This is a genomic window from Magnetococcus sp. PR-3 (genome assembly GCF_036689865.1).
Lineage (GTDB): Bacteria > Pseudomonadota > Magnetococcia > Magnetococcales > Magnetococcaceae > Magnetococcus.
This window is the reverse complement of sequence record NZ_JBAHUQ010000036.1, coordinates 1-21,054: the sequence shown is the minus strand read 5'-3', so window position 1 is coordinate 21,054 and position 21,054 is coordinate 1. Positions and strand designations below refer to the sequence as shown.

Genomic DNA, 21,054 nt, shown 5'->3' with positions numbered 1-21,054 from the left:
TCAAGGGCGTTTCCTTGCGGGAAACGCCCTTTTTATTCCTACCGAAACCCTGATTACTTTTTCCATGGCCTTCCAGCGCGCGCATAAACCAATCATTCATCGCTTAGCGCCATTTATGCCGCTCCTCTCTGAGTGGATATATCAGTGCATTAATTCATCCACAAGAATTAAAAACCAGAGTAGAATCTTGCAGAAGATCTACCCCGTACCGATTACTGTTGGGAGCTGAGCATTATGTCTATTGACCCGAACTTATTGGATCAGCATGCACCGTTGGCTCAGTTACCCCCCAAGGTTAAACAGCAAATCTGTACACAAGCCAAAGTGATATCCATACCGGCACAAACGTTGGTGTTTGATGAAGGCCACGCCTGCCAAGCCCTCCCCTTTCTCTTATCGGGCTCTATTCGTGTTTTTAAACAAGGGGAAAGTGGACGAGAGATCAGCCTATATCGGGTAAGCCCTGATGAGCTATGCATCATCACCTTAAGCTGTTTAATGGGGGCAAGCGCCTACCCCGCCACCGGTGTTACCGATACTGAGGTCACAGCGATTGCACTAGCCCGACCACTGTTTTTAGATCTTATCCGTCAAGAACCCTGTTTTCGTGATTTGGTTTTTGCCTCATACGGAAACCGGTTAAGTGAGTTGATGCAGTTGGTTGAAGCGGTAAGTTTTCAAAAGTTAGATCAACGCCTTGCCGCGCTCTTGGTACAAGGCCCAGATACGCTTGAAGGCTCCCACCAGCAACTGGCGGATGAGCTGGGCAGCGTCCGTGAAATGATTAGTCGTCTGTTAAAGCAGTTTGAGGCACGAGGCTGGATTACACTGGGCCGAAAACGCATCGATATTAAGGATCGTGCCGCATTAATCGCGTTTAAAGCCGGAGAAGTGTGACCAAAGTCACTGAGGATAAGAGGCAGCTGTTCTATAAAGGTGCTCAATGGATGGTGCTTTTGACTTTATAACACGGAGAACAGACCATGAATGCAAATGTTGGCGGTATTGACCGCATTTTACGTATCGTTGCCGGTATCGCCCTTATTGTCTGGGCTGTTGCCCTGGAAGGTCCCATTTGGGCCTGGATTGGTATTGTCCCTTTGGCTACCGGTGCCATCAAATTCTGCCCTCTCTACCCCATTTTTGGCATCAGCAGCTGCGCCAAACCTGAGTAAAATAAACCGAGGCCTCTCTTTAAAGGGGGGCCTCGTGTTACGCCCCCCCAAAAAAAACGCACCGGCAGAACCGGTGCGTAGAGCTAGGCAATACATGTTGTAGCTCATCGCTACATCTCTCACTTAAGCAGCACTACTCTGCCTGGCTTCCAGCATCTGTTTAATCTCTGGCAAACAACTACCGCAGTTACTACCCGCTTTTAGCTGTTGGGTCACCTCAGCAACGGTGGTTACCCCTTTGGCCATCAACCCTTCAATCGCCACGGTGTCCACCCCAAAGCAGGCACACACACCACGACCACGGGATTGATTACTACAGCTACGCACACTCTGCCCCATCATCAACTGCAGACGGTCCGCTGGTTGGCTGAAATCTTTGCTAAACAGTTGGGCATAATCCTCAGGCTGTGGGTAGAGCTGCTGAGCATCCATAAACAGAGCCCGTTGCAACAGACCATCCTTCAACACTGAAATGCGGAAACGGTGTCGCGCAGGATCAGCAAACTCCAACCATTCCCCAGAACCATCACACCCCAGCCAGCGTCTCAGATCTGTTTTCCAATCCTTCAATGCGGCCAGACCTTCCAGTCTATAGAGCCACAACCCTTCGGAAATCGGAATCCGGTACCAATGTAACCCTTTTTCCTGCAACGCTAAGGGTTCACGACTTAGCATCCACCCATACCAATGGGTCTCAACTGCGCAGAGCGCCACAGCACTCTGTTTAAGCTCAGGCTGACCAGAGTAAGGGTCTGTGACAGGTGCCATGAGACCATTCACCAGTGCTTCACTGGCAAAACCATCACTCCAATGCATGGGAAGATAGAGATCACCTTGTTTCTGATCTTCCGTAATCTGGGCACGCACCACCACCTGCCCGCGTGTGTTATAGAGTCGGCAGAGCCCACCATCCTCAACACCGACCGATTGGGCATCTTCAGGATGTATCGCCACCATAGGTTCTGGTATATGTGTCTGTAACGTTGGGGCCACACCTGAGCGGGTCATGGTATGCCACTGATCCCGAACTCGACCGGTATTTAATATAAAAGCGTGGGTATCCGATACAGAGGCCTGTGAACCACGGGGCTGGATCTCTAACAAATGAGCTCTGGAAGAGAGGGTGTGATAGCCCCCCTCACTGTAGAGCCGTTTGGTTCCCCCATGCCCCACACTAGGGACCGGCCATTGGATGGGCTGCATCTGCTCATACTGCGCATCACTCTGGTTGGCCAAGCCACTGATGTTAAAGGCGCGTTCCCCATCATTTTCAAAACCAGACAATGCCGCATGTTCACTAAAAATGGCGGCAGGGCCACTGTAGTGGAAGGCATCGTAATACCCCAAGTATTGAGCTACTTGCTGAATAATCCACCAATCGGGTTTGGCCTCACCTTGGGGGGAAGCAAAACTGCGTTGACGTGAAATACGACGCTCGGAATTGGTGACCGTGCCATCTTTTTCACCCCAGGTACAGGCTGGCAGCTTAACATGCGCATACTGTGCGGTATCACTGTTAGCCACAGCATCCGAAACAACAACCAGCTCACATTTTTCCAGCGCTTTTCTTACTTTATGTGTATCCGGCAAGCTCACCATGGGGTTGGTTGCCATAATCCACAATACTTTGATTTTACCCGCCTCAATGGCATCAAACAGATCCACAGCCATCAAACCAGGGGTTTCTGGAATGTGCTCCGCCCCCCAGAACCGTTTTAACCGGTCCCTATCCTCTGCGGAGCCCAATTCCAGATGAGCCGCTAACTGATTGGCCAAGGCCCCAACTTCACGCCCCCCCATGGCATTGGGTTGGCCCGTCAACGATAACGGCCCCATACCTGCCTTACCCAGGCGCCCAGTCAACAGGTGGCAGTTTAAGATCGCATTGACCTTATCACTCCCACTGCTGGACTGGTTAATACCCTGGGAATAGACAGAGACCGTCTTCTCTGTCTGCGCAAACCATTCAAAAAAGGTCTTCACATCCTGCTGTGCTAACCCACATTGACGGGCCACCACTTCCGCACCGGCGGAGTAGTGCATCGCCAGCTCAATGATCTGATTATCCACACGGACATGCTTATCCAGATAGCTCAGATCTGCTTTGTAGTTACGAATAAGATCATGGAAAAGCCCCATCCACAGGGTGCTATCCTTACCCCCATCAATGGCCAGATGCAGATCTGCCCCCGCTACCGTGGCCGTTTTACGGGGATCAATCACCACAATGCGCATCTCAGGACGTGCCTGTTTTGCCGCCATTAGCCGTTGATGCAACACCGGGTGACACCACGCCATATTGGAACCGGTGATCACTACGAGATCAGCCTCTTCCAGATCTTCATAGCAGGTTGGCACCACATCCGCCCCAAAAGCCCGCTTATGTCCCACCACAGAGCTGGCCATACAGAGCCTGGAGTTACTATCGATATTGGCACTACCGATGAATCCCTTCATCAGCTTATTGGCCACATAGTAATCCTCTGTGAGCAGTTGGCCCGACACATAGAACGCCACAGAATCTGGTCCATGTTCCAGCACACTTTGCTTAATACCCTCCGCCACCCGAGTGATGGCAGCATGCCAGTTGGCCTGCTGCCCATCCACAACCGGATGCAACAGCCGAGCATCCATCGACATGGTTTCATCCAGAGCCGCACCTTTAACACAGATACGACCTTGATTCGCCGGATGTCCGACATCACCCCGAATGGAGTTGATGCCTTCACCGGTTTCATTCATCTCCACCGTTAAGCCGCAGCCGGTGCCACAGTAAGGACAGGTGGTTTGGATGGCGCAGGGTTTACTCATGATGTTGGCTCGAGTTTAAGGAACAGTTCATCCCCCTCCATTTTGGTGGGAAAATGGCCTGCACACCCTTCATCAGGACCAACCGTACCACCCGTAGAGAGATCAAAAGTCCAGTTATGTAAAGGACATGTCACCTTGGCTCCATGCACAATCCCCTGGGCCAAAGGACCCTTTTTATGGGGGCACGTATTGGCCAGAGCATGGATCTCATCCTTCAGGGTCCGGAAGATGGCAATTTCACCATACGCTTCGGTTTTCACCACACGGGCACCCTGTTGAGGAATATCATTTAAACGACCGATTCGATGCCAAACGCTCATGCCACTTTCTCCTTACCACCTGTAATGTAGGTCAGCGGTTTAAACTCATAATCTTCCAGACCTTCGGCACGGGCCTTCCAGGGATCAGGTAGATCTTTTTGTACCTTACGGAAACGCTCTGCCAGCTCTTGACGGCGGGCATCGTTCTCCACCAGCTCTTGCTTGAGATATTCCACGCCAACACGCTCGACCCATGGGGCTGTACGCTCTAGATATTTGGCCTCTTCACGGTAGAGTTGCAGATAGGCGGCGTTATACTCCAACACCTCTTCTGCCGTCTCTACTTTGCAGAGCAGATCTGTCACACGAACCTTCAAACCACCATTACCACCCACATGCAGTTCCCAACCGGAATCCACAGCGACCACCCCAAAATCCTTAATGGTGGCTTCGGCACAATTTCGCGGACAACCAGAGACGGCAACTTTATATTTATGGGGGGTCCAACAGTTCCAGATCAGTTTTTCAATTTCGACACCCATGGTTTCGGAATCCTGCGTACCAAATCGGCACCAGTTACTACCCACACAGGTTTTCACTGTGCGCATGGATTTACCGTAGGCCCCACCGGAGACCATGTTATGAGCTGCCAAGCGAGACCACACCTCAGGGAGATCCTCTTTGCGCACACCCAACATGGTAATACGCTGACCACCGGTAATTTTCACCTCAGGCAGCTTAAACTCCTCCACGATATCTGCGATCACCCGCAGCTCTTGAGCCGCGGTAATACCACCCCAAATACGGGGGATAACGCTGTAGGTGCCATCTTTTTGGATATTGGCGTGCACACGTTCATTGATGAAGCGACTTTGGGGGGCATCTTCATGCTCATCAGGATGGTGCGCATGGATGTAGTAGTTGATGGCCTGACGACACATGGGGCAGCCATCTTCACTTTTCCAATCCAGTGTCTTCATGGCCATGGGGATAGAGGTCAACTTCTGATCCCGCACAGCTTGGCGGACACCATCACTGGTCAGATCCGTACAACCGCACAGAGATTTTTCAGTGGGCGCAATATAGTCCCCACCCAAAGTATCAGCCAAAACCTTTTCAACCAGACCCGTACAACCACCACAGGAGCCAGATGCCTTGGTGTGCAACTTAACTTCATCAATGGTCGTCAGCTTTTTTTCTAAAATCGCCGTAACCACCTGCCCCTTGGTAATACCGTTACAGCCACAGATCTCCTGACTGTCGGGAATGGAAGCCACACTCTGACCATGACCAGAATCACCCAAGTGCGCTTGACCAAACAGAATATGGTCACGCATGGCACTGATATCAGCCCCATCACGGATCATCTCCAGATACCAAGGTCCATCCATGGCATCACCCAGCAGTACAGCCCCAACCAGGGTATCCCCCCGGACCACCAGCTTTTTGTAGACACGCTGGTTGAAGTCCTGGAACAAAATTTCATCGGTCTGTTCATCCCCGAGGAAATCCCCAGCAGAGAACAGATCCACCCCAGTAACCTTTAAACGGGTTGAGGTGGTCGAACCAGTATAGGTTACAGGCTCTTCAACACCCGCAAGATGCTGTGCCAACACCTTGCCCTGCTCAAACAAAGGGGCCACCAGACCGTAGGTCATACCACGGTGCTCAACACACTCACCCACAGCATGGATGCTGACATCCGACGTCGTCATGTGGTCATTAACCACCACACCGCGGTTGGTTTCCAAACCGGTCTGTTTGGCCAGATCGGTATTGGGGCGAATACCCACCGCCATCACCACCAGGTCCGCCTCAATCTCTTCACCATCTTTAAAGCGCAGACCCGTTACCCGTTCTTGACCCAAAATGGCTTCGGTTTGGGCCCCCATACGGAACTTAAGGCCACGCCCTTCGAGCTCTTCCTTAAGCATGGCGGCAGAGACACCATCCAACTGGCGCTCCATGAGGATCTCCATCAGATGCACAACCGTCACATCCATACCCTGCTTCAGCAGACCAATCGCAGCTTCCAACCCCAACAATCCACCACCAATGACCACAGCCTTCTTATGGCTCTGGCTTACTTCAATCATGGACTCGACATCTTTAATGTCACGGAAGGAGACCACCCCATCCAGATCAATACCTGGAAAAGGGATCATGACCGGGTTGGATCCTGTTGCCATCAACAACTCATCATACCCATGCTGTTTACCATCTGCCGCAGTCACCAACTTGGCCGCAGCATCAATGGAAACCACCGGGTTGTCCGTATTCAGAGTAATACCGTTCTCTTCATACCAGTTGCGATCATGGGTAATGATATCCGCCACTGTTTTTTCACCCGCCAAAACAGATGAAAGCAGGATCCGATTATAGTTACCGTGGGGCTCAGCACCAAAAACGGTGATCTCATAGCTTTCAGGAGCCAGGGTTAACAGCTCTTCCAGGGTGCGGGTACCGGCCATGCCGTTACCGATAACCACCAGGCGCTTGCGCGGTGCGTTCATGTGGGAACCTCTCCGTGGGTTTAGCGGTGCCCTGTTCGCGTTCAACACGCCCCAGGGCAGAAAAAAACCATAAAAAAACGCCCGCACAAGCACCTCCTGGTTCCATATGTATAAAGGAACAGGTAAGCGTTATACGGACGTCGTTATCCACACAGCCCCTCAGTGGGCTGCTATATATTCAATTGTTGTCCACTTCTTTGCAGACACCCCAAACTATTACAAACACCGTGCCACACTCTATATCATGGATTCATAATATTAATATCCTATTGTATAATTTGGGATTTTTATGCACACCACCCAAACAAACCCACATAATCTCTCTTTTTTAATCATTGTCATGAGATAAATTGCTTCTTTTTGCATCACACATCCACAAGCACAGGCCAACAGGGTACATTCTTCTTATTTTTTCTTATACTTAGACTGAAACAAAAACCATCCCTATCCAGACATAAGTTTCTTCTTGTATTGATTTATACCTAGAAATTCACCTTCACTTTCATAGCGTTGCCAGCTCCCCCCAAAGCCGTTTAAAAGCTGCCTAAATTGTGTGCATTGTGATCGCTTTTGGAGCAGTCTTTATCATAGGGTTCACACCTATATTTTGTGCTGCAAAATAGCTAATACTCAATTATTTATGCTTACTTACAGCAACTTACAAAGACAAGCAAATCATTATAATCGATATTGGCACACTCCTTGAGATAGGGAAGCAGGTACCAACGCTGGTACCTCGATACAACAAGATTGATTCAACTCCACCGTTTGGAGTTTTCAGGCAACGCCGCCTCTCACGAACACATATGAAGATATATGTGTCCGTAGGAGGCGGCGTTTTTTGTTTTTATAGATCTTTTAGACGGTCCATGCGCCCCAACGGTGCGGCACATGGACTAACTAACAAAAGGAAGCATCATGATAAACCGTTGGTTTGATCAGAAAAGCATCTCCCGCCGTACTGTGATGGGTGCTGTAGGTGCCGTGGCCATGATGGGCCTGCTGGGTAGCAAACCTGTACTGGCTGAAGAGTTACCGGTTGAGAAGGATGAACTGAAGCTGGGTTTCATTAAACTGACCGATATGGCGCCACTGGCCATTGCCTATGAAAAAGGCTTTTTTGAAGATGAGGGGCTCTACGTCACTCTGGAACCCCAAGCCAACTGGAAAGTTCTGTTGGATCGCGTGATTTCAGGGGAGCTGGATGGTGCCCATATGCTGGCGGGGCAACCCCTAGGTGCCACCATCGGTTTTGGTACCAAGTCAGAAGTCATCACCGCATTTTCTATGGATCTGAACGGAAACGGCATTACGGTTTCCAATGAGATCTGGAAAGAGATGAAGAAGCACGTCCCTAAGGGTTCCGACGGCAAGCCCGTACACCCGATTAAAGCGGACGCCCTGAAACCGGTGGTGGATGCCTACCGGGCCGAAGGTAAACCATTCAACATGGGTATGGTCTTCCCGGTTTCCACCCACAACTATGAGTTGCGTTACTGGCTTGCTGCTGGTGGCATTCACCCTGGTTTTTACTCTAAAACCGACACCTCAGGGCAGATCGGTGCGGAAGCTCTGTTGTCGGTTACCCCCCCACCCCAGATGCCTGCAACCATGGAAGCTGGCACCATTTACGGCTACTGCGTGGGTGAACCCTGGAACCAGCAGGCTGTGTTTAAAGGCATTGGCGTCCCTGTGGTTACCGATTACGAAATCTGGAAAAACAACCCAGAAAAAGTATTTGGTGTGAGCCGCAAATGGGCCGATGCCAACCCCAACTCTCACCTAGCCCTGGTTAAAGCATTGATCCGTGCAGCCATTTGGTTGGATGAAAACCAAAATGCCAACCGTCCTGAAGCGGTGAAAATCCTGTCGAAATCCGAATACGTGGGTGCCGACAGTGAGGTTATTGCCAACTCCATGACCGGTACCTTTGAGTATGAAAAAGGCGACAAGCGTGATGTGCCTGATTTCAACGTCTTCTTCCGCTACTTTGCCACATACCCCTACTATTCTGATGCCATTTGGTACCTGACCCAAATGCGTCGCTGGGGCCAGATCACCGATGAGAAGCCAGACAGCTGGTTCCATGAAGTTGCCAAAAAGGTCTACCGCCCTGAGATCTACCTAAAAGCTGCTGAGCTGCTGATTGCCGAAGGTAAAGCCAACAAAGCGGACTTCCCTTTTGGGACGGATGGCTACCGCGCTCCACAAAAGCACTTCATTGACAACATTGTCTATGATGGCCACCAACCCAACCAATACCTTGGTAAGTTCCCCATCGGTCTCAAAGGTAAACAGACCGCTGAGCAAGCCATAACCGCCAGCCGTTAATACACGCCCACCCTCCGATCTTTTTATAAAGATCGGAGGGTCTTAAAAGACTTTTATCCAACCTGATCCGGGGGATCAAAATCATGTCTGAAGCCGCGACGCTCACGGGAGAGCAAGCGCCCGAAACCAAAGAGCAACAGCGCGAGGCGCGCCGTTCCCGCTTTCACGCCCGTATCAACCGGGCAACGCCCTACCTGAATGTCACGGGCCTAGGCTGGATTGTACCTTTGATGAAGATCATTGGTGGTGAAAGCCCCAAGGCTCAGCTGGGGGAATTCTGGCGTTTATTGATTGTACCTCTTCTGGCCATCGGTCTTTTTTTGGCCACTTGGGGCGCCCTGGCTCCACAGATTCAAACCAGCCTTGGTGAGATCCCCGGACCCGCCTTGGTGGGCCAACAGGTTGTTAATCTCTACGATGAACACGTCGAAGAACGGCTTAAGGCCGAAGCCTTTTATGAAAGGCAAGAAAAACGTAACGCCCGCAAATTGGCCAAAAACCCAGATGCCAAAACCAAATGGCGCCAATATACCGGCAAACCGACCTATTTTGATCAGATTGTCACCTCTCTTATCACGGTCTTTACCGGGTTTTTAATTGGCTCTCTGGTCGCCATACCACTCGGGGTTGTCTGTGGACTTTCTAAAACCCTTAATGCGGCGTTCAATCCACTGATCCAAATTTTCAAACCGGTTTCTCCCCTGGCGTGGCTACCCCTGGTTACCATGGTTGTCAGCGCACTCTATGTCAGTGATGATCCCATGTTTGAAAAAGCCTTTCTCACTTCAGCCATCACAGTGACCCTCTGTTCACTGTGGCCCACGCTGATTAATACTGCTGTTGGTGTGGCCTCTATTGATAAAGACCTTATGAATGTGGGTCGGGTACTACAACTGACATGGTGGACCCGTATTACCAAACTGGTGATGCCCTCCTCCTTGCCTTACATCTTTACCGGGCTTCGTCTCTCTTTGGGTGTGGGCTGGATGGTATTGATTGCCGCTGAGATGCTGGCACAAAACCCTGGCTTGGGGAAATTTGTGTGGGATGAGTTCCAGAACGGCTCTTCCCAGTCACTGGCTAAAATTATGGTGGCGGTCTTTACCATTGGCATCATCGGCTTTGTACTAGACCGGGTTATGTTGGCCATGCAAGCCATGGTTAGCCACGGCGAAGTACGTTAATCCAACCGACCAAACCATGCCTGGGGGGCACTATGCCCCCCAGGTTTATCAATAGAGACACAATTGGGAGAATCCCCATGGCTTTCCTGGAATTTACCAACGTCAGCAAATCTTTCGGTGATGGCAGTGAGCGTAATGAAGTACTGAAAGATCTCAATCTTCAGATTGAAGAGGGCGAGTTTGTTGCGATTTTGGGATTCTCTGGCTCCGGCAAGAGCACCTTAATTAATCTCATTGCCGGTTTAAACGAGCCCGACAGTGGTACCATTACCCTGAGGGGGGCACCTATTAAAGGGCCAGGGCCTGACCGTGGTTTGGTCTTCCAAAGTTATTCGTTAATGCCTTGGCTCACGGTACAAGGTAATATTGCCCTGGCCGTAGACAGTGTACATAAAGAAAAAAGCCTGGAAGAGCGCACAGCCCTGACCCAAAAGTATATTGATATGGTTGGGTTAAGCCATGCGGGGGATCGACGCCCTTCTGAGCTATCAGGCGGGATGCGCCAACGGGTATCTGTGGCACGCGCCCTGGCCATGAACCCTGAGATGTTGCTGCTGGATGAGCCCCTATCCGCCCTGGATGCTTTGACCCGAGCCAAGCTTCAAGATGAAATTGAGATGATCTGGGAGCAAGACCGCAAAACGGTTATTTTGATCACCAATGATGTGGATGAAGCACTTTTACTGGCGGACCGGGTTATTCCACTTAATCCAGGCCCCAATGCGGATTTAGGCCCCTCTTTTAAAGTGGACCTGCCCCGCCCAAGAGATCGTACAACCATTAATAACAATGAAGATTTTAAGCGCTTACGCAAATCCATTACCGGTTATATGATGGATGCTGCCAAAAGCAAAGCCGCCTCCTTGGAAAGCAATGTTACTTTACCGGATGTGCAGCCTATTCTACCCGGTGGACAGTTGCCCAAAGCTTATAAAGATGTTGCCAGCACCCCCACACTGCGTGTGGACCGCTATGTTGAATTTTATCAGGTACAAAAGACTTACCCCACCCCCAAGGGGCCACTTACAGTGGTTGAAGACTTTACCTTGAACATGAAAAAAGGGGAGTTTGTTACCCTCATTGGCCACTCTGGCTGTGGCAAATCTACCGTGCTCTCCATGGTTGCAGGTCTTAACGAGATCAGTGATGGCGGTATTATCCTGGATGATAAAGAGGTCTATACAGCGGGCCCTGATCGGGCGGTTGTCTTCCAATCCCCCAGCCTATTTCCCTGGCTGAGCGCCCGTGAGAATGTGCGTCTGGGTGTAGAGCGTGTCTACCCCCACGCCTCACAGGCTGAACGTCATGATATTGTAGACTACTATTTAAGCCGGGTTGGTTTGGGAGACGCCATGGACCGCCGGGCTGAAGATCTGTCCAACGGCATGAAGCAACGCGTGGGCATTGCCCGGGCATTTGCACTGTCACCCAAACTACTGCTCCTTGACGAACCCTTCGGCATGCTGGACTCTCTAACCCGATGGGAGCTACAAGATGTGCTTATGGAGGTCTGGTCTCGCACCCAAGTCACCGCCGTGTGTGTCACCCACGATGTGGATGAAGCCATTTTGCTGGCGGACCGGGTTGTGATGATGACCAATGGCCCCAAAGCCCGTATCGGCAATATTATGGAAGTTGATATGCCGCGCCCCCGTACCCGTAAGGCTCTGCTTAGCCACCCAGACTATTACAAATACCGTGAGGAACTACTCACCTTCCTGGAAGAGTATGAGCGTGGTTCGGTAAAAAAAGATAAAAAAGCCGAGGCTAAACCCAAACAGCAAGCGGCTTAAACCAACGATTGAGAGCCCATGTCTGACGATTGCCCCATCAACATCTTGGTTATCGACGAAGACCCGGACCGTGCTGCCATTTTGGAACAAGGGTTGGTAGAGGGCGACTATGCCCGCGTCATGTTGATCCACAACTTGACCAATTTGGAAGGGCGAATTGCCGCACTGGAACCTGATGTCATCCTTATTAATTTAGAAAACCCGGACCGGGATACTTTAGAGAACATGTATCAAGTCTCCCGGTCCGTGGCACGTCCCATCGCCATGTTTGTAGATCAATATGAACCTGGGCGTATGGAGGAGGCGATCGAGGCCGGTGTTTCGGCCTATGTGGTCGACGGACTAAAAAAAGAGCGGGTAGGCCCCATTGTTGAGATGGCCATTTCACGGTTCCGCATGTTTGACCGCTTGCGCAAAGAGCGGGACGATGCCCGAAATGCCCTACAAGAGCGTAAACGGATTGAACGGGCCAAAGGGCTTTTAATGGAGAGAAAAGGAATCTCCGAAGAGCAGGCCTACCATGCCATGCGCAAAGCCGCCATGCAGGAAAATCGTAAACTGGTGGAGATTGCTGACAGCCTTATCACCGCTCTACAGATGGATATCTAACGCTATGTCACCGCACCCTACTCTACCAAGTAAGCGCACACCGATCCGAGTTGGTTTTGTCCCTTTGCTGGACTGTGCCAGCTTGATCGTAGCCCAAGAAAAAGGCTTTGCTCATGCCCACGGGGTTGATTTAAAGCTGGAAAAAGTCGGTGCTTGGGCGGCCATTCGAGATAAAATAGCCTGCGGTAGTTTAGATTGTGCCCATATGCTCGCAGGTATGACCCTTGCGCTACATATGGGGTTACAGAGCATCTCTACCCCCATGCTTGCCCCCATGAGCCTTGGCCAGGGTGGTAACGCCATTACCTTAGCCCCCTGGCTTATGCGCGCCATGCAAGTGGCCGACCCCAAAGCCATGGCCGGCCCACCTGCTTGGCGAAACCAAGCATTGGCCAAGGTCATACATACCCGCAAACAGTTGGGCGAACCCCCTTTAAAATTTGCGGTGGTCTACCCCTTTTCCAGTCACAATTATGAACTGCGTTACTGGCTCGCTGCCGCTGGGATTGATCCGGATGAAGATGTTGAGATCCGAGTGACCCCACCCCCGCGCATGGTCAAGAGTTTGCGCAGTGATGGCATTAGCGGCTTCTGCGTGGGCGAGCCGTGGAACCAACTGGCCGTTGACGAGGGACTGGGGCAGATCTGTGTCACCAAACAGGATATCTGGCCTGCCAGCCCTGAGAAAGTACTCGGATTACGGCAAAGCTGGGGGGAACAAAACCCGGAAGCACTTAACGGATTGATGGCCGCTTTGGTTGAAGCAGGTATATGGGCAGATGACCTCAATAACCGAGATGAACTGGTGGAGCTGCTCGCGGCTCCTGATGTTATTGGTATTGAGCCAACCATTATTGCCGCCAGTTTGGCAGGGGATCCAGCGCCTATTCTGTTCCAACGGCATCTGGCTCAATTTCCATGGATATCCCAAGCCCAATGGTTACTGGAGCAAATGCAACGTTGGGGGCAGCTCCCTGAGCATGTCAACACGACAGAAATCGCGCAGAACGTCTACCAACCGGAACGCTACAACCAAATCTTAGACGCTCAAAATCTACCCTACCCTCAGAGCGCCACCAAACAAGAGGGGCAACATGACAGCCCTTATACCATTCCTGCCAGTGATGGCCGCCTGATTACACTGCCGCCTGATCAGCTGTTTGATCAGGTTTCCATATAAAAAAACACCGGCCAAACAGTCCTATAATTCTCTAAAATTTGTGGCTTTTTCTACTAAGAGCTTGATTTTTCTCTCCACAAAACCGACAAAGTGTGTGTGGTGGTTGTAATTCTTTGCTGGATGGATACAATAGTGACAACTGGAAACGACACTTCCCGGAGTGACTGATGGTTCTTTGTAGCTTTACTGTAGGCGATCTTCTGTTGGGCATCGATATTATGTTGGTGCGTGAAATCCGCCGAGCGACCCCGTGTACCCAAGTTCCTGGAGCACCAGATTTTTTCATGGGCTTGGTGAACATCCGTGGTCAGGTGGCCACCATTGCAGACCTGCGAACCCGTTTGGGTTGGGAACAGGGCGGCAATACTCAGGATAACAGTGGTTATTTCATCATCATGAAAACCAAGCCTGAAGTGAAGGATTGGTATAAGGATGATGTGGATAAGCACTGCCCTTGGGAAGACCGCTTTGGTTTAAGGGTTGATAAACTAGGGGTTGTTCAAGACTTTGGGAATGAGGGCTTCCAGCCTCGCCCAGCCAACCTTGAGGGTATCTCTGCCCACTTTGCCCAGGGGGTTATTGAGCTCGACCGCAAGCTTTTGGTTGTGCTTAATCTGCCTGCACTTATGGGTTTTGGTGACCTAGAAACCCCAGAAGAGTAAGCCGCCTATATATCGGAAGCTTACCGGATACATACTGTAAAAAGCGCCCGCATTGTGCCGGGCGCTTTTTTTGTCTTCCTTATGGTGGCCTTGCCCCCTCTGTTAATGACAATTTACGACAAATAGGGGATACTAACCCTAATCGTTATTGTCTCATTGGCGGTAGGTGGGGAGTAGGTATGGGGTGGTCAATACGTCTGACCATACTGACGGTGTTGTCGCTGATAGCAATGCTGTCCAGTGCTCAGGCCCGAACTTTAAGCGAAATTATTCGCAGTGGAGAACTGCGCCTTTGTGTGGCAGGCTCTAACTATAAGCTCTATAGCGCCACTGGACGTACCTTTGCCCGTTATCTGGGTGTTAACCCCCGCATCACACACCTCTCATCCTGGGATCAACAGTTTCAAGATCATCACGGTGTAACCCATAAACCGCTTGCCTATACCCCTGCACTGTTGGCGGATGGTCTGTGCGACCTGTACCCCAATGATCTGGTTATGGTTCCGTGGCGACTCAATAAAATGGTCATTACCCCTCTGTATGCCACCCGAATGACCGTGGTCGTACCCCAGGCGACGGTACAAGGGATCCATACCCTCAATGATTTGGCCGGTAAAACAGCAGCGTTGATGAAAGGGACCATCTACCACACATGGCTGGAGAAACAGAACAACACCCGTTTTATTGAAAACCCAGTGGTCTTGAAATTTCTCTCGACCAATGAGGCCATTGCAGCATTAAGCCGTGGAGATGTGGATTTTTCCTTACTGGGTGCCGATGGTGCATTTAAACAGACCCAAAAGCATAAAATGGCCATCTCTGTCGCTTTCCCTGTCGGTCCGATGCGGGAGGTTGGCTGGGCAACGCATATGGAGCATCATCAATTACGCAGTAAAATTAGTACTTTTTTTACGCTCCAACACATGACCAGCTCCCCATTTGATCATTTATGGGAACAGTATGTCGGCATTCCGTTAACTTCGTTTAACCTGTTTATCACCTCCACAGCAGGGGGGAGGTGATCGGTGTCTCTACTGAAGCGTCTACGCCTCAGCCCTATTCGTTTAAAACTGTTTCTCATTGCCTCACTCCTTATGGCTCTGGTCGTTGGTCTTTTTACCACCTTTTCTGCACTTTTAACGGGTGAGGCCATCCGTATCCATCTGGATCAAACGCTACAACAGCGCACCTTGCTGGCCCTACAGACCACCACCCGTTTTTTAGAAAGCCAGCGCTTAAACCTTGCCTTATTAGGCAGTTCACCCACGGTACGCATCTACCTCCAGAACCCAGCAATGATGTCCATGTCGCGGCCTGGATTAAATACCCATTTTAAGCAGGAGCTGGAGAACAAACCGTGGCTCTCTTCCATCATGTTATTACATGGGGACCTGGTGGTTTATCGCTACAGCCAACCGACCCTAAACCCCGAAGATGGTTTAGAAGGGTTTGGGCTTTCTGAACAAGCGATCACCACGCTGGAGAACGACACCCACCGTGGCCAACTGATACTACGTGTTCCTTTGATCCTTCCTCAACGAGAAGGTGAACCGTACGCCATTGCAGCACGGATTAATCCAGAACAGCTTCAAATGCAGCTCTTTCATACAGGCAGTAATGAAGGAACTGGCTCTATTTTGTTTATGCCTCTGGACCGCAGTAACCGTCCACTGTTTAGTCAAGAGAACCAAACCGATGAAAGCTGGCAAAGCCTGAGCAAAGAGGGCATTCCCCAGTGGGGGTGGCATAATCAACGCCCAACCCAGACCAATGGTTACTACCTGCATGGTCGTCGGCACCCCATCTATCCTTTTTCTGTGTTTGGATGTGAGGCGGTGCGCATCAAACAAAACATCATCACCCAACAAATTGTTGTCCTGGTGATTGTGGGCGCGGCTCTATTGGGGGTTGGCTTGATTGGTGTCTCACGTATGGCAGGGCAAATCACCGCACCTATTTCTGATCTTGCCAACGATGCTTACCAACGGGTTGCCCACGCGCTACCCAATTTGGATATTGACCGTAAGGTACGCCGTCAAAACCGCAACAATCAGGATGAAGTGGTCACTCTGGGCACCTTGCTGGACCTTCTGCTCAATGAGCTTCTACGCCACACCGAAGATCTCACCAGTCGGGTGCAAGCCCAAACCAGAGATCTTATTGATGCCAACAATCGTATGTGGGAAGAGATTGAACAACGCCGCTCCGCAGAAGAGGAGCTGAGAGAACATCAAGAGCTGCTGCACGATATTCTGGAAACCAGTGTCGATGGCTTTTTAGTGGTCGATAAAGAGGGGCACGTCACCCATACCAATGTGCGTTTTGCACAGATGTGGAAAATTCCAGAAGAGGTGATCAGTAGTCGAAACGATAAAAAACTGATGGAACATGCCCTACCCCAACTGACTGACCCAGATGGCTTTATCAATAAGGTCAAAGATCTCTATGGGGCTGACCAGTTCAGCCTGGATGAAATCCCTTTTATAGATGGGCGGGTTTTTGAACGCCACAGCCGACCGCTGTACCACAATGGTGAAATTGTAGGGCGCCTTTGGCAGTTCCGTGACATTACCCGGGAGAGAGAGCAGCAGAGCCAACTCCAGCAGGCAAAAGAACGTGCCGAAAGCGCCAACGCCGCTAAAAGTGAGTTTTTGGCGACCATGAGCCATGAGATCCGCACTCCGCTTAATGGTATTATTGGTATGCTGGAGCACTTGGGACAGGAGCCCCTGGACCAAACCCTGCGTGAACGCTTTAATATGATCTGCAGCTCTTCTGAGGTCCTGTTGGATCTGCTCAATAACATCTTAGATTTTTCAAAAATTGAGGCTGATCAACTTCGGTTTGAACATATCCCCTATAATCCACACCAGCTCATCCGCGATGTGGTGCAGCTACACCATATACGAGCGGAAGAAAAAGGTGTGGATCTGAGCTGCAACTGCCAGCGCAATTTACCAGAGTGCAGTATGGGTGACCCCACCCGTATTCGCCAAGTGTTGATCAACCTTGTCAGTAATGCCCTTAAATTTACCGAGTCCGGATTTGTTCAAGTTACAGCGGCGCTTCAATCAGGCAACCCAAAAACCGTATCTATTGAAGTATTAGACAGCGGTAGTGGCATCTCAGAGAGCCAGCTGGATCAACTTTTCACCCCGTTCTCCCAAGCTGATGGTTCCATTAGCCGCCGCCATGGTGGAACGGGCTTGGGGTTGGCCATCTCCAAACGACTGATCGACGCAATGTCCGGCCAAATTTCAGTGCGCAGCCGCATTGGTGAGGGATCAACTTTTCACATCACCATACCTTTTGTTGACCCGCCCATTGATCACCATTTAGACCATACTCATGAAGATGAACCTCAAAGCGTTGGCCCACTAAATATACTTTTGGTAGAAGATGATCCCATCAACCAAGTGGTTGCACGGGGTTTATTACAAGGGGAAGGCCATAGCGTCACATTAGCCCAGGACGGACTAGAAGGGCTGGAGGCCTTTCAACCAGAACGGTTTGATTTGATTTTAATGGATATTCGCATGCCTCGTCTGAATGGCCTTGATACCACACGACGTATACGTGCGATGGAACACAAACTAGGCATTACTCAGGAAATTCCCATTATTGGCTTAACGGCAGATGTGCTTAAAGAGACCCTGGCAGAAGGAAATGAGGTTGGTATGCTTGAGATTATTACCAAACCAGTCCGGCTAGAGACCCTGAAATCAGCCATTGTGCGCGCCATGCTTACAAAACATCACAACCACGCACTCCAAAAAGTTTAAGCCATATCCACTCACGCTTTTTTAGCACCATGTTGCGTGACATGCATGGCCCCTAAAAGGGTTCGGCTACCCTTTTATTCCAGTATTTCATGGTCCATACCGCCTGAGTATCTCTGTTCATAGATCCCCCCCCTCCCCTAAACAGTATGGGCGTTTGCCATTTTAGGCCTCGCCCCACCTCCACACCAAATGCCGGACCTTAAAATACATAGCCTGTTTTTTACTGATACAGAGAAGAGAAAAGATAAAGGGCATTTCTCACGAACCATCATCTACCAAACCTAACCAGACCTTTGATAACACAACCTATTTAAAATTGTGACACAACCTTATACCTTGGCTAAGAGGGCACAAGCTTGATCGCAAGCTATACATACCTTAGAGGTTAACCCTACCCAACCTAGTCATCCTATGGGATGCTGGGAAAAACCTGTTTATCCATCAGAAACGATATGATAGCTGAGCTATGCTGACACGACGCCTAAACCTGACCATCAAACTACTGGTCTTCATTGTATTGGTTTCCCTGATCAACGCCCTTCTTCTGATGTACCATACGGAAGAACAGTTGGAAGTGGCGATCCTAGATCAGGTCAAAAAACAGGCGATACACCTTCTGGATGAGACCGCACACTCATTTGAACAAAGTACGGTTCCGCTCAACCACCCATCCATCGCCCAATCCTTACACAGCATACAGCGCAGCACACTCAGCAAGGCCTTGGATTTTCAACTCCGTAGCCTCTATATCTACGACAAGGCGGGCAAAGTACTGGCCCATAGTCAACCGGGTCCCCATAAAGACAAACCACTCAACAGTAAATATGGGCAGGTACTCCATCAAGACACCCCTTTTGTGGGGCAGAAGATGGAAAAAGAGACCGATAATCAAGGCCAAACACACTACGTGCTGGATATTATTCTACCACTCCACAAACACGGTGAAGTCGTTGCAGGACTAGAAGCTGAACTAGACATGGCCACCACCATGGCACGCATCAGTGAAATGGACGACAAGTATGAAATCGCTTTATTAAAAATCCAAACGGTTCATACGGTAATCTTTGCCTTGATCTTTTGGTATGTGGTTAACCGTATGCTCATACGGCCAATTAAGCGTGTGGATCGCGTCACAAACGCCATTGCAGAAGGGCACCTGGAAAAACGCATTCCTATGCCTGTACCCAAGGATGAAGTTGGGCGGTTAAGCCGCTCGGTTAACCATATGGGTAAAAATATTCAAGACTTGGTGCAGGCCCAAGAAGAAGCCTATCTGCAAACCCTTCGCTCCCTGATGCAGGCTCTGGAAGTTAAAGATGCCTATACAGCTGGGCACTCAGCCAGGGTCGCCAAATATTCGGTCTGGCTTGGTCAAGAGTTAGGGTTGGATAAACACCATCTTGACCTCCTAAAAAAGGGGGCTTTGATGCATGATTTAGGGAAAATTGGTGTCGCGGATGCCATTCTCAACAAACCCAGCCCACTCACCGATGCTGAATACCAAGAGATGCAAGCCCACCCTGGCCAAACCGCCGAGATCATGCGGCCACTTAAGCGCTTTAAGGCCTTTGCTGAAATAGCCGCCTGGCACCATGAACGCTGGGATGGAAAAGGGTACCCTGATGGCTTAAAAGGGGAGGAAGTGCCACTCCTGGCACGCATTGTATCCATTGCCGATACCTGGGATGCCATGACAGGAGATCGTGTCTACCGTAAAGGCATGCCCAAAGAAAAAGCCCTTTCCATTCTCGAGGCTGAGCAACATAGCGGTCAATGGGACCCCCAACTGTTAGGGCAATTTATAACGATGGTTAAACAACAAGAAAAACAAGGCCATTAGTATTTCGCAGAAAGAATGATGAATAGCTTTATATTTTAACTGACTTATAAGTGTATCATTCCACCCTTTTTACAGACATTTTGACATGTTATTGGACCGTAAAAGCATATTTGACCAGATATTACCAAAACCTGTTCAAAAAAAACGAACAACCTGATGAATTATAAGTGACAGCCTTAATAAAACGATGCTAAGAACGTATCATTAAAAGAAGGTGTAGTGTTAACACACCCTCTTTTGTTATCCTGAATCAAGTTCACAAGCCCGTTCTATTGGCTTGAAGGTTAAGAATCAGGTTCTTTAGGGCTTCTACACCGAGAGGTGATACTTGAAATACGATATCAAACAAAATGGCGCTTCCTTGGCTATTGATATTCAAACCGATGCCAGCGAAGAAAAAGCGGCATTGCTGCAACAGTTTCAGGCCTGCCAGTCCGGTCAATGCACTTGCCCGTCTGATGCCTATAACCAGCTTGATAAAATGGATGTTCAACAGGTTAATGGACATATTAAAATTGAGATGACGGCCAAAGAAGGTATGCAGCTAAAAGCCGGTGAAGTGGCCCGATGCATTGCTTTTACGGGCAAGACCATTAAATAAGTCGGTCACGTCGTTTTTTCCAGAATTATAATCTTCAATACAGCGCCTCCCTTTTAAAGGGTGCCTCTAAGCATCCAAAGCATCCTTGTTGATACATCCGCCCCCCTACGGATGAGTAGGCGCTACCGCCCCCTCCTGAACAGCCCCCACACCGTCTGTACGTGTGCTTCTGTGTTGGATCGCCCTATCGTATATTCCACACGACGACCTATGCTTTTCCACAACCCCCCGGCTTGTACAACTGTTGCTTCTTAACAAGGCAAGCTTGTGCGCCCCCCCCACAGGCCGGACATACCCTTGCTTCCTAACTGTT

Annotated in this window: 15 protein-coding genes; 12 read left to right on the top strand and 3 right to left on the bottom strand. The window is 50.1% G+C overall.

Annotated features, from left to right (window positions below):
* Positions 1–234: 234 nt before the first annotated feature.
* Together V5T57_RS17270 and V5T57_RS17265 are read left to right on the top strand one after the other, a co-directional pair.
* Positions 235–897, top strand: a complete 663-nt coding sequence (locus tag V5T57_RS17270) for a Crp/Fnr family transcriptional regulator (RefSeq protein ID WP_332892500.1) — start codon at positions 235–237, stop codon at positions 895–897.
* An 86-nt stretch (positions 898–983) separates the two neighbouring features.
* Positions 984–1,175 (top strand): YgaP family membrane protein, encoded by a 192-nt coding sequence (locus V5T57_RS17265; protein ID WP_332892499.1) that lies wholly within the window; start codon positions 984–986, stop codon positions 1,173–1,175.
* A gap of 123 nt (positions 1,176–1,298) precedes the next feature.
* Here the strand turns inward: V5T57_RS17265 and V5T57_RS17260 are convergent, their stop codons facing one another.
* Genes V5T57_RS17260 through nirB form a run of 3 tightly spaced genes read right to left on the bottom strand, consistent with a single transcriptional unit; the run spans position 1,299 to position 6,759 of the window.
* Entirely contained in the window at positions 1,299–3,986 is a 2,688-nt protein-coding gene (locus tag V5T57_RS17260) for a nitrate reductase (RefSeq protein WP_332892498.1), read from the bottom strand.
* Positions 3,983–4,306 carry a nitrite reductase small subunit NirD gene (gene nirD, locus V5T57_RS17255; protein ID WP_332892497.1) on the bottom strand — a complete coding sequence of 108 codons (324 nt, stop codon included), beginning with the start codon at positions 4,304–4,306 and terminating at the stop codon, positions 3,983–3,985. Before nirD ends, V5T57_RS17260 begins: the two co-directional genes overlap by 4 nt.
* Entirely contained in the window at positions 4,303–6,759 is a 2,457-nt protein-coding gene (nirB, locus tag V5T57_RS17250) for a nitrite reductase large subunit NirB (protein WP_332892496.1), read from the bottom strand. Before nirB ends, nirD begins: the two co-directional genes overlap by 4 nt.
* A 990-nt stretch (positions 6,760–7,749) precedes the next feature.
* Between nirB and V5T57_RS17245 the strand changes: the two genes are divergently transcribed.
* From V5T57_RS17245 to V5T57_RS17200, 10 genes are all read left to right on the top strand, one after another.
* Positions 7,750–9,090 (top strand): CmpA/NrtA family ABC transporter substrate-binding protein, encoded by a 1,341-nt coding sequence (locus V5T57_RS17245; RefSeq protein WP_442918236.1) that lies wholly within the window; start codon positions 7,750–7,752, stop codon positions 9,088–9,090.
* Between the two features lie 83 nt (positions 9,091–9,173).
* Entirely contained in the window at positions 9,174–10,274 is a 1,101-nt protein-coding gene (locus V5T57_RS17240; RefSeq protein WP_332892494.1) for an ABC transporter permease, read from the top strand.
* A 77-nt stretch (positions 10,275–10,351) separates the two neighbouring features.
* Positions 10,352–12,067: an ABC transporter ATP-binding protein gene (locus tag V5T57_RS17235; RefSeq protein ID WP_332892493.1), complete on the top strand. Its 1,716-nt coding sequence runs from the start codon at positions 10,352–10,354 to the stop codon at positions 12,065–12,067.
* Positions 12,068–12,085: 18 nt separating this feature from the next.
* Positions 12,086–12,676 carry an ANTAR domain-containing response regulator gene (locus V5T57_RS17230; protein WP_332892492.1) on the top strand — a complete coding sequence of 197 codons (591 nt, stop codon included), beginning with the start codon at positions 12,086–12,088 and terminating at the stop codon, positions 12,674–12,676.
* A gap of 4 nt (positions 12,677–12,680) precedes the next feature.
* Positions 12,681–13,856, top strand: a complete 1,176-nt coding sequence (locus V5T57_RS17225; RefSeq protein WP_332892491.1) for a CmpA/NrtA family ABC transporter substrate-binding protein — start codon at positions 12,681–12,683, stop codon at positions 13,854–13,856.
* Positions 13,857–14,023: 167 nt separating this feature from the next.
* Positions 14,024–14,518 (top strand): chemotaxis protein CheW, encoded by a 495-nt coding sequence (locus tag V5T57_RS17220; protein ID WP_332892490.1) that lies wholly within the window; start codon positions 14,024–14,026, stop codon positions 14,516–14,518.
* 179 nt (positions 14,519–14,697) lie between these two features.
* Entirely contained in the window at positions 14,698–15,540 is an 843-nt protein-coding gene (locus tag V5T57_RS17215) for a transglycosylase SLT domain-containing protein (protein ID WP_332892489.1), read from the top strand.
* A 3-nt stretch (positions 15,541–15,543) separates the two neighbouring features.
* Complete coding sequence (locus tag V5T57_RS17210; protein ID WP_332892488.1) at positions 15,544–18,300, top strand: ATP-binding protein; 2,757 nt, start codon at positions 15,544–15,546, stop codon at positions 18,298–18,300.
* Between the two features lie 466 nt (positions 18,301–18,766).
* On the top strand, positions 18,767–20,140 hold the full coding sequence (locus tag V5T57_RS17205; protein ID WP_332892487.1) for an HD domain-containing phosphohydrolase: 1,374 nt from the start codon (positions 18,767–18,769) through the stop codon (positions 20,138–20,140).
* 328 nt (positions 20,141–20,468) lie between these two features.
* On the top strand, positions 20,469–20,741 hold the full coding sequence (locus V5T57_RS17200) for a hypothetical protein (protein WP_332892486.1): 273 nt from the start codon (positions 20,469–20,471) through the stop codon (positions 20,739–20,741).
* Positions 20,742–21,054: the final 313 nt, after the last annotated feature.